The 10,363-nt window shown below is 58.8% G+C and carries 8 protein-coding genes; 7 read left to right on the top strand and 1 reads right to left on the bottom strand.

Annotated elements, in window-relative coordinates:
* A partial coding sequence (locus ABSG47_RS18770) for an MBL fold metallo-hydrolase (RefSeq protein ID WP_424171377.1) occupies positions 1-943 on the top strand: 943 nt, incomplete at its 5' end.
* Between the two features lie 480 nt (positions 944-1,423).
* Complete coding sequence (locus ABSG47_RS18765; protein WP_424171375.1) at positions 1,424-1,885, top strand: hypothetical protein; 462 nt, start codon at positions 1,424-1,426, stop codon at positions 1,883-1,885.
* Between the two features lie 54 nt (positions 1,886-1,939).
* Here the strand turns inward: ABSG47_RS18765 and ABSG47_RS18760 are convergent, their stop codons facing one another.
* Entirely contained in the window at positions 1,940-2,971 is a 1,032-nt protein-coding gene (locus ABSG47_RS18760) for a cyanophycinase (RefSeq protein ID WP_424171372.1), read from the bottom strand.
* A 171-nt stretch (positions 2,972-3,142) separates the two neighbouring features.
* Between ABSG47_RS18760 and ABSG47_RS18755 the strand changes: the two genes are divergently transcribed.
* The 5 genes from ABSG47_RS18755 (at position 3,143) to ABSG47_RS18735 (ending at position 10,058) form a co-directional block, all read left to right on the top strand.
* The gene (locus tag ABSG47_RS18755; protein ID WP_424171369.1) at positions 3,143-4,333 is read left to right on the top strand and encodes a cell division protein FtsQ/DivIB; all 1,191 of its coding nucleotides are present in this window, start codon (positions 3,143-3,145) and stop codon (positions 4,331-4,333) included.
* Positions 4,334-4,340: 7 nt separating this feature from the next.
* Positions 4,341-5,549, top strand: coding sequence for a cell division protein FtsA (gene ftsA / locus ABSG47_RS18750; protein ID WP_424171366.1), 1,209 nt, complete (start codon positions 4,341-4,343; stop codon positions 5,547-5,549).
* 35 nt (positions 5,550-5,584) lie between these two features.
* Entirely contained in the window at positions 5,585-7,102 is a 1,518-nt protein-coding gene (gene ftsZ, locus ABSG47_RS18745; protein ID WP_424171363.1) for a cell division protein FtsZ, read from the top strand.
* A 497-nt stretch (positions 7,103-7,599) separates the two neighbouring features.
* Positions 7,600-8,871 carry a penicillin-binding transpeptidase domain-containing protein gene (locus ABSG47_RS18740; protein WP_424171360.1) on the top strand — a complete coding sequence of 424 codons (1,272 nt, stop codon included), beginning with the start codon at positions 7,600-7,602 and terminating at the stop codon, positions 8,869-8,871.
* A 188-nt stretch (positions 8,872-9,059) separates the two neighbouring features.
* Entirely contained in the window at positions 9,060-10,058 is a 999-nt protein-coding gene (locus ABSG47_RS18735) for a VTT domain-containing protein (protein ID WP_424171357.1), read from the top strand.
* Positions 10,059-10,363 lie beyond the last annotated feature (305 nt).

Raw genomic sequence — 10,363 nt, 5'->3', positions numbered from 1 at the left:
CGTCGATGCCGGCGTAAGTTGCCGTGAGCTCTTCAAGCGCATGAAAGCCGCCGGAGAAGACCCCTGCACCCTCGACGCCATCCTCATCACCCACGAGCATCAGGACCACATCAACGGCCTCGCCGTCACCGCCCGCAAGCTCGGCATCCCCGTCTACTTTACGGAAATGACCCATCGTGCCTGGGTCCGCGACCTCACCCCCAAACGCACCATGACCTACGCCCAGTGGCTCGAACAGCGTCAGGCGCAATCCGAAGCAACGGAAGCCGTCGCCGTAGCCGCCTGCGCTGAAGAAGAAGCTAAGCCCCAAAAAGACCACGCCTGGCTCCCTTTGGTCCAATACTTCGCCGCAGGCCAGCCCTTCCAGATCGGCGACATCGCCATCAGCCCCTTCACCATTCCGCATGACGCCTCTGACCCCGTCGGCTTCGTCTTCCAGGCCGAAGGCATCCGCATGGCTCTCGCCACCGACCTCGGCTACATCCCGCCCAACGTCAAAGCCCAGCTAAAAAATCTCGATCTCCTCATGATCGAATCCAATCACGACCTCGAAATGCTTCGCGACGGCCCGTATCCCTGGCAGATCAAGCAGCGCGTCCTCTCCCGCGTCGGCCACCTCTCCAATGACGCCACAGCAGAGTTCCTCGAATCCGGCTACGACGGCGGCGCAGCCTGGGTCATCCTCGGCCATCTCTACCCTCCTGGGCAACCGCCTCCTGCTAGCCCATCAGCACGAGTGCATGCCCCCCATCGAGTTCTAGGCGTTTCAACAGTAGTTATCCTGTGCTGCACAGGTTCGCAAGTGATGTTTTTTGTGTTGGTTGTGGACATTTGCACAGTTTCTGGAGAAATCTTTATGCCATCCTCATTTCGGATCTGTGCAACTGCCCAGGCCACAGAACCACAGATTCTGGTAGTTTCCGAAAAAATTCTTCCTGTCTGAAATGTAAAACGGCCCGAATCCGGAGGGATTTGGGCCGTGGTTTTCTCTACTGATTATGAGTATGACAGATTGCGCGAAATAATGTGCAAAGTGGGCAAAGTTTTTTACGTTTTAGAATCAGTGGTTTAGAAAATATTTTCCGATAAAGGGCTTGACAAATTTTGGGATGCGACGGCTTGCCGCATCTGGAAGCCAGACTCAATCGAGGCGAGACACGCATCCGAGAAGGTTTCAGCCCTGCAATAATTTCTCCCACCGTTTACCGTATGGTTACGTTACAATCGTAAGGATAGGTCACCTACAATGCAGTCAGGTTTGGCTCGGTAAAGGCCAACGCACTTCGCTTTGCTTTGTGATTTGTGTCACTTGCAGGAAGAATCCTGTTGCCGAATATTGAGTCTAATGGATGTACTGTTCAGATTCCGCAGCGCGGCCTGAACCCTCGTATTCATTGAATTTCTTGTAAAGTGAGTGATAACCATGGCACGTACCCGATGCAGCGATCCCGTAGTTGGCGCAATTCTCGCCAGTTGGCGCTATGACATCTCGGGAATCTCGCCCGAAATGCGTCGTGATTATGAGCAGCACTTCGTTGAGTGCAGCCACTGTCGCGCGCGTCTCAAGTTTCACCGCTCGCTCGATGTATCGCTCGCCGTGCTCACCTCGCTGGCAGTCATGTTCTCCCTCTTCGCGCTCGCGACCATTATGCACATCAAGCCTATGGAGCATGTGGCCTTCAATATCCTCGGCCTCGACCCCATCTCCATGTACCAGATGCTTGTCTCGGCCGCTGTCGCCGCCATCTGTTTTTCCTTCATCGCATTCGTTCTGGTTCTTACGGCGACCCCAATTCCTACCTATCTCAGCGGCATTGCCGCCAGGCGCGGCAAGCTCATTGAAGAGCGCCTGCCGGAGACCGACCGCTCGCCCCGTTCGCGATAAAGCTTTCAGAATAAAAAAGGCCTCCCATCATGGGAGGCCTTTTAGCTTGTGCTCTCAGTAGATCGCCCCATCCGCCTGCGTGGAACTAATCACGCCATCCTTGACGGACAGCGAATAACGCGTCGCATCTCCAGTCCAGCTCTTCAGATTGAACCCATGCCCGGACGCCACCTTTTGCACAGCATAAGGGCCAAACGTAAGCGGAGTATTTCGGCGAATCAAACCCTCGCTCTCAGCAGGCAAACCAATAAAGTACGCGCAGCCTTTGCCAACAACAGACGCCTGCCCGTCAGGCTCAAGCAGGACCGATACTCCCTGCTCGACGCCAACACCACGAAGCGCCGTAGCTCTGGGAGGAACAGCCTTGCCATCCGGCTCATCCAGCCGGGCCAGAAACACCAGCAGCCGACCCATCCGGTCACGCTTCGCAAAATGCGTGTCCGTAATGACACCTTTCAGCACCGGAATATCGAGAAATCCCCGGGCCAGTGTCACTCGCTGCGAATACGGATCATGCAACGCCATCTTTGAATCCAGATCAGGATCTTTCGGCTTGTCTCCCTGCGCGGTGTAAGCGTACTCACCTAACACCGCCAGCCCCGCGCTCGTTCCCCCCAGCGGCACGTTGCGCGCAATCGCATCGTTCAGCGCTGTCTGCACCGGCGTACGTTCCCAGAAGTTGAGATAGTTCGCCTGATCCCCGCCCGCTATAAAGATCGCGCTGGCACTGCGAATCGTCTTCGCTACAAACGGATCATTCGCCGCCTCGCGGTTCGGAATCACCACCGTCGCCACGGAATTCAGATGGCACAGCTTCTGAATGTACTCGTTGTACGCATCTGTTCCCGTCGCCCGCAGCACCAGCAGATCGCCGCCATTGGCCCTCGCACAGAGCCACTGGAAAGCCTCATCCAGATCCTCTCCGCCGCCCATCAGCGCATACCCGGCCTGCGGTTTCACTTGCGCCTCCGCCGCATTGCCAACACGAAAGTATTCGTACGCAGGCGCAGGCTGCGCAGAGCAGGGAATAACCACAGCCAACAGCAAAACCAACGCTGCGGCCCACTTGCAAATGACCTTTGTCATGCCCTCAGCTTAACCTGTCGCAGCGCACCCAGCCTCTTTGTCTCCTGGTTCCTGAGTCCCTGCCTTATTTTCATTAACCGCACAGGTTCCTCTCGCATCCTCTGCAGCGGTTCCGCGCTCCAATGCGCCCCATAATGAGGTCTGGCGAATCTCACGCGCCGTGCGCGAGGCGTGACTATAGAACGAATCAACCAAAACGGCACTCTCCCCTGGGAGGACGACGCACCGAACGACTCGCGCTTCCGGCGCAGCCGTCAGACGCCGTCTCCGGCGGCCCGCTCACGCCGCGCTCCTGACGCTTCGGAGAACGACGAGTACGATCTTCCGCGCCCGCGCAAGCAATTCAGAGCGCAGTCGCGTCCCTGGTGGCGTCCGGCCAGTAAAGCTGGCCGCATCTTTCTTCTCCTCGGCGTATTGGTGATCGTGGTCGGCGGTATCGCCTGCTGGCTTACGGCGAAAAGATACCTTGAGCGCGACGCCCGCTTCCGCATCGCCGGAAGCGCCAACATTGAAGCCGCCGGCCTGAGTCAGGTCTCTCGCGCCGATCTGCTTCCCGTCTTCGGCGAGGACATCGGCCGGAACATCTTCTTCGTCAATCTCAGCGATCGCCGCAAGCAGCTTGAGCAGATTCCCTGGATCCAGCGCGCCTCCGTCATGCGCATCCTGCCCGACCGCATTCGCATCAGCGTTGTCGAGCGCACACCCATCGCATTGGTTCGTCAGGGCCAGCAGATCGGTCTCGTCGATGCCGATGGCGTCCTGCTCACCATGCGCGCGGCCACCATGACTCAGCATCATTATTCCTTTCCCGTCATCACCGGCATCGATGCAGGAGACCCGCAACCTTCGCGCAAGGCGCGCATGGTCGTCTATCAGCGCCTCATGCGCGATCTCGATTCCAGCGGCCAGCATTTCTCGAATCAGATCTCCGAGATCGATCTCACAGATCCTGAAGATGCCCGCGTGCTGATGACCGAACCGGGGCACGACATCCTCGCGCACTTCGGCAGCGATCATTTCCTCGACCGCTACCAGCGTTACAAGTCATACATCGCTGAGTGGCGCCAGCAGTATCCGCATCTTGCCGGCGTAGATTTACGTTACGACCACCAGGTAGTTGTGCAAATGGCCTCTGGCGCAACAGCCGACGCACCGGCCTCCACCAGCAGCGCTGACGGCCAGCCCTCTGCAGCGGCTAATCCTGCTCCTGCAAGCGGCCAGACGCCCGCCGCAGCTAATAAAACTCAGCCCAAGCCTGCTGTCCGTAAAGACACAAAGAAGCATCCGCAGACCCGCCGGATAGCCAGCAATACACCGGCATCCAAGACCGCAAACCAGACCGCGAGTAAATGGGACGAGTGAGCCAACGATGAGCCAGACAGAAGAAAATCTGATCGTAGTGCTCGACGTAGGCAGCGCGGAGACACGCGTTCTCGCCGGTGATCTCAATGAGGGAGCATTGCGCTATCGCGGTCACGCCACGCTTGCATCCGCGGGGATGCGTAAAGGCATGATTTCGGATCTCGGCCCCGCAGCCAAAGTCGTCAAGTCTGCCGTTGAAAAGGCCGAGATCTCCGCCCGCGTCAATATCGACTCCTGCGTCGTTGGCGTCGGCGGTCCACACATCCGCGGCGTCAACTCAAACGGCGGCTTCGATCTCGCCGGTCGCATGCGCGAGATCACCCGCGAAGACGTCCGCACTGCCGTCGAGCGCGCCCGCGCGGTGGAGCGCCCGCCCGACCGGGAAATTCTTCATCTTCTTCCGCGTCAGTTTATTGTGGATGAGCAGCCCGGCATCTTCGACCCTATCGGCATGATCGGCGCGCGCCTCGAAGTCGATCTGCACATCGCCACCTGCTCAGGCTCCGCACTGCAAAATACCGTTACCTGCGCCAATCGCGCCGGCCTTGAAGTTACGGAAGCCGTTCTTGAGTCCATCGCCGCCGCCGAATCCACGCTCTCGGTCGATGAGCGCGAGCTTGGCGTCTGTCTCATCGATGTTGGCGCTCACTCCACCGATCTCATCGTCTTCTTTGAAGGCGCAGTCGCTCATACAGGCTCGGTTCCCATCGGCGGCGCGCACTTTACCAACGATCTCGCAGTCGGCTTGCAGTTGCCGCTCTCACAAGCCGAAGAGCTTAAGCGCCAGTACGGCCACGCCGTCGTTACTGCCGTGCCACAGACTGCCGAAATCGAAATCGCAAATCCGCAGCCGCAGTTGCTGCGGCTCCGCACCATTGCGGAAATTCTCGAGCCGCGCGCTCGCGAGCTGCTGTATTTCGTCAAGGAAAGCCTGCGTCAGGGAGGCGTCTTCGACGCTCTCGGAGCCGGCTGCGTCCTCACCGGCGGCGGCGCAAAGCTCCCCGGAATGCTCGATGTCACCGAGAGCCAGCTCCGCGTGCCCGCTCGCACCGGCATGCCTGTCAGGCTCTCCAACATGCCCGGCGATCTGGCAAGCCCCACATACGCCACCGCCATCGGGTTGCTCTTGTACGCTCACCGAACGCGCGTCTCGCGCGCGGCGGAGAAGAACGGTTTACGCGCCAGGCTGCGATCGATATTCGCGGCCAGCTATTAGAGAAGGGAATTACCTCACCAGGGAGGCACAGCGCTATGGATCAATCAAGAAACGAAGCAGGCGAAATGCGGATTCAATATCACGATGAGTCGCCGCGCGGCGCGCGCATCAAGGTTATCGGCGTCGGCGGCGGTGGCGGCAATGCCGTCAACCGCATGATCCAGGCCAAAATGGAAGGCGTCGAGTTTATCGCCGCTAACACCGACGTTCAGGCCCTCAAGCTCTGCCAAGCCCCCGTCAAGCTTCAACTCGGTGTTCGGCTCACCGCCGGCCTCGGCGCCGGCGCAAACCCCGACGTGGGCCGCCGCGCCGCTCTCGAAGATTCCGAAAAGATCATTGAGGCCCTCGAAGGCGCGGACATGGTCTTCGTCACAGCGGGCCTTGGCGGCGGCACCGGCACAGGCGCGGCTCCCGTTATCGCCTCGCTCGCCAGCGAGATGGGTATCCTCACCGTCGCCGTCATCACCCAGCCCTTCGGCTTTGAAGGCAAGCGCCGCCTCCAGCAGGCCGAGCGCGGCCTCAAGGAGCTGCTGGAGAGCGTCGACACCATGATCGTCATCCCCAACGAGAAGCTTCTCGCCGTCGCCAAAGACGCCGGCTTCTTCGAGAGCTTCCGCATTGCCGACGATGTCCTTCGCCAGGGTGTTCAAGGCATCTCCGACATCATCACGATCCCCGGCATCATCAATCGCGACTTTGCCGACGTAAAGACCACCATGGCCGGCATGGGCCATGCTGTCATGGGCACCGCCGTCCGCTCCGGTGAAAACCGCGCAGTGGAAGCCGCGCAGGCCGCCATGGCATCGCCGATGCTTGAGCAGGGGGCCATTGACGGTGCGCGTGGCATCCTCATCAACATCACCGGATCGAGCGCCTTGAAGCTCTCGGAAGTCAACGCGGCTTCCTCGTTGATCGAATCTTCCGCGCATGAAGATGCAAACATCATCTTCGGCGCAGTCCTCGACGAGCGTATGGGCGATGAAGTAAAGATCACCGTGATCGCCACAGGCTTCAAGGACCAGATGCCCGAGCGCCGCGCCCGCATGTTGAGCGTCGATGAAACTCCCATCCTTTCCGTGCCCGTAGTCGCGCCTGACAACTGGCTTCGTGAGTCTGCCCCGGTGACAGCCGCACGCGCCGGAAAGGCCGCACCCACTGCCGAGCCTGTTCCGGTTTCTGAACCGGAGCCGGAGCTGGTCATGGCCCACGCTCATGTTCCCGAGCCGCGCCCGCGCTTCATGAGTGAGGATGAGGAAGAAGATCTCGTGCCCGTCCTGCGTATGCCGGGAGCGGTCCAAGCAACGCATGAAGCCGAGCCTGCAATCTCCATGCACGGGGACGAGGTTGCATTCGCTGAGCCGGTCGTTGTCGCGCCTAAATTTGCTGAAATGGCTCAGCAGTACACTTCGCCGGCCGGCGAGAACGGATTGAGCTACCCCTCATCTCTGGAAGAGCGCCGTCCGCTGCCAAGCGGCGCGCTTTTTGAAGAAAACGCGGACCGTGATCGAGATCTCGAGGTTCCCACATTCATGCGCCGCTCGCCTCTCTTTTAGCGGTGGCGCAGACAACTTTTGTGACCGCAACAAGTGGTAAAAAATCGGTTTATATCCCATAATGGGAAGAGCGCCTGAATGATCTTCCGGTCACAGATTGCTCGACTGGCACAGAACGCGCAGGTCATGCTTTTCAGGGAACTTCGGCGCGTTTTAGTCAATTTTCAGGCTTGCATGGAAGCCATCGCACTGTATAGTGCTTCTATCCAGTCAATTGATTCGTTTTGAGTGCTAGAGCAAGAGAAACGCAAGAGAACTGAAAGCCCTCGCGCCAACTGTCCGTTTTGCTGTATGCATTTCAGACAACTTGCTACACGCTGAGTGTGTTGTTTTGGGAACGTTTGGCGCTGCCGACGCACTATTTGGCAGTAGAGCTAAAAGCTTTTTGCAGCCGGCTATGAAAATAGTCCGCTGAAAAGCCGATAGTTGTAACAAGCCCGCGCATGCGAGCAGCGCTGGATGGTTCGGAACTCGATTTTCCGCAGAGGTTGCTCCGGATGAGGATTTCTCAAGCCACGTTGTTTCTGGGTTTTGCAGCATACGGCGCGACTGCCGCGCTTGCGCTCAACACCCCGCATACGCTGCACCATAGCAAGACACCTCATCTCGTCGAGCCACATAGTACAGCGCATCATGCCGCCACAACAGCTACCCATGCTCCGGCCGCTGCCGCGCATCCTGCCGCCAGGGCCTCTGCTCATACTGCAGTTCGTTCCGCGCATGGCAGTGTTGCACTTCGCACCGCCAGCCTTCGTTCCACCCATCGCGTCTACGAGCGCTTTACCGGCAACTCCTTCGCCACCTCCGATATTTTTGCAGCCGATGTCACTACCGGCGAGGATCCCGTTGTCCGTCAGGCTGCCATTGACGCCCTCGGCGGCATGAATGGCACAGCCGTCGTCATCAATCCCGCCAGCGGCCGCATCCTCGCCATGGTCAACCAGAAGCTCGCCCTTTCGCCTGGGGCCGAGCCCTGTTCCACCATCAAGATCACCGTAGGCATGGCCGCGCTCTCCGAGGGCATCGTTACCCGCGATACCATGGTCCAGCTCGCCGGCTTCCGCATGAACATGACCCAGGCGCTGGCCAAAAGCAACAACCTCTACTTTGAGGCCCTTGGCCGCCAGCTCGGTTTTGAGCGCGTCGAGCACTATGCCCGCGAGTTCGGTCTTGGCGAACTGGCCGGCTTCAACATTCCAGGCGAACAGCTTGGTTCTTACCCAGATCAGCCTCTTCCAGAGTCGGAAGGCGGCGTTGGCCGCATGTGCAGCTTCGGCCAGGGTGTTTCGCTGACCCCGCTCCAGCTCGGCGCCTATGTCGCCGCTCTTGCAAACGGCGGCACGCTCTACTATCTTCAGCATCCCACCACGCCGGAAGATGTTGCCGCGTTTGCTCCCCGCATCAAACGCCAGCTTGACATCGCGAAGTTCATTCCGGAGCTTGAAGAAGGCATGTCCGGAGCCGTCGAGTACGGAACCGCCCGGCGCCTGCGCACCAGCTTTACGGAACTGCCCGTCTTCGGCAAAACAGGCACTTGCTCCAACCTGGGCACGCGCCTCGGCTGGTTTGCATCCTTTTCGCAGACTCCGCAGGGCGGCCTGGTTACGGTTTTCCTTCTCGAAGGCGGACGGCCTACCTTCGGTCCACGCGCCGCGGAGCTTACTGGAGCGTTCTATCGCGCCCTGTGGGATCACAACTACTTCGTTGCCAAAGGTGTACAGGCAGACGCCTCCGTTGCCCAGCCCGTGCCGGAAGCCGCCAACCAATAGAGAATTCGCATATTTCAACAAAGGCCACCTGCGCGGTGGCCTTATTCTTTGTGTGGAACTCCCGATGAACCCAATTCACTTACTGCTCATCGAATAGGCAAGCGACTTCATCATATAGCTGAAAAGAGAATCATTGCTTTGCAGTTTGAGTTGTAGTCCAATTCTTTGTGAGGTTTTCTGACCGGTTCATGGAGCTGCCCCTTCACATTCTGCACGTCTACGGCTATGCGGTGCTGTTCGCGTGGGTTCTTACCGAACAGATTGGCATCCCCCTGCCCGCCGCCCCAGTGCTGCTCGCTGCTGGAGCGCTCTCCACGCAGCATGAGCTCAATTTCTGGCTAGTTCTCCTCGCCGGCCTGACCGCCTGCGCCGTCGCCGACAGCACATGGTTCTTCATTGGCCGCCGCTACGGCCAGGGCGTTGTCCGTCTCCTCTGCAGGTTTTCGCTCGAACCTATGGTCTGCGTACGCAAAACAGAAAACTCCCTCGGCGGCCGCCGCCAGCTTACGATCGTCTTCGGCAAATTTGTGCCTGGAGTGGCAACCGTTATGTCGCCTCTCGCCGGTCGCAGCAGCATGCGCTACATCGAGTTTCTTGCCCTTGACTCCCTGGGTTCGACGATATGGATTGGGACGCTTCTAGTCTGCGGCAGGCTCTTCGGCGATGCTCTCAAGCGCAACCCTGGCCTTCTCGATACCGCCGGACGTTTTTCCGGAGCGCTGCTCATCACCGGCGTCATTGGCTTCTTTCTTTTTCGTCTCTGGCGTCGTCATCGCACGCTTCGCCGCCTCGCCGCCTCGCGTCTTGACCCCGAAGAGCTCAAGCTGCACATCGACTCTGGCGAGCCCGTCTACATCGTGGATCTCCGCCATCCCCTCGAACTTGCCGAAGACCCCTTCACCTTGCCTGGCGCGCGCTCAGTAGCCGCCAACGCTGTGCGCCATTGGGCTGCCGATGTCCCCCGCGACACCGATGTTGTTGTCTTCTGCGCCTGCCCTGGCGAAATCACTGCCGCCAAAACCGCGCTAGAGCTCCAGAAGTTCGGCATTGAACGCGTCCGCCCTCTCAAAGGCGGCTACGATGCATGGAAACGCCTTGGTTATCCCGTCGATGCCGTTCCCGGCATTGCACCCGCTCAGCTCGTCCAGCTCGCCGTAACCCCACGCATCGATTCTGCGCTCTCGTAAGGAATCAGAGAGCTAGATGTTGCGGCTTCGGCGGCAGCGTTTGAGGATTTTTCAGGAGTAACTTTCGCTTTTTGTTTTCCCTGCAGGGCTGTTTTTTGAAGAGTGGGAAATTATGCCGCTATGTGATTGTTTTTGTGTAATTTACCGTTGATTTACGGTGTTTACTAATTGATTATCATGAACGGTTACTTTTGAGGGGACACCCTCGAAAAAAAAATTTCGCGGCTGCCTTGAAAGAGCTACGGCCCGAATCCTTTTTGGGTTCGGGCCGTGGCTTTTTCTCCTGCTGATTCTGAGTAAAGCAT

The organism is Occallatibacter sp. (assembly GCF_049510455.1).
GTDB lineage: Bacteria > Acidobacteriota > Terriglobia > Terriglobales > Acidobacteriaceae > Telmatobacter.
Note: the sequence above shows the minus strand (reverse complement) of the source record. Positions and strands in the feature narration are given on the sequence as shown.

Bases quoted from the DNA above. Each gene is read 5' to 3' on its own strand.
- ABSG47_RS18765 (WP_424171375.1), top strand. From the start codon at position 1,424: ATGGCACGTACCCGATGCAGCGATCCCGTAGTTGGCGCAATTCTCGCC.
- ABSG47_RS18760 (WP_424171372.1), bottom strand. From the start codon at position 2,971: ATGACAAAGGTCATTTGCAAGTGGGCCGCAGCGTTGGTTTTGCTGTTG.
- ftsA (WP_424171366.1), top strand. From the start codon at position 4,341: ATGAGCCAGACAGAAGAAAATCTGATCGTAGTGCTCGACGTAGGCAGC.
- ftsZ (WP_424171363.1), top strand. From the start codon at position 5,585: ATGGATCAATCAAGAAACGAAGCAGGCGAAATGCGGATTCAATATCAC.
- ABSG47_RS18740 (WP_424171360.1), top strand. From the start codon at position 7,600: ATGAGGATTTCTCAAGCCACGTTGTTTCTGGGTTTTGCAGCATACGGC.
- ABSG47_RS18735 (WP_424171357.1), top strand. From the start codon at position 9,060: ATGGAGCTGCCCCTTCACATTCTGCACGTCTACGGCTATGCGGTGCTG.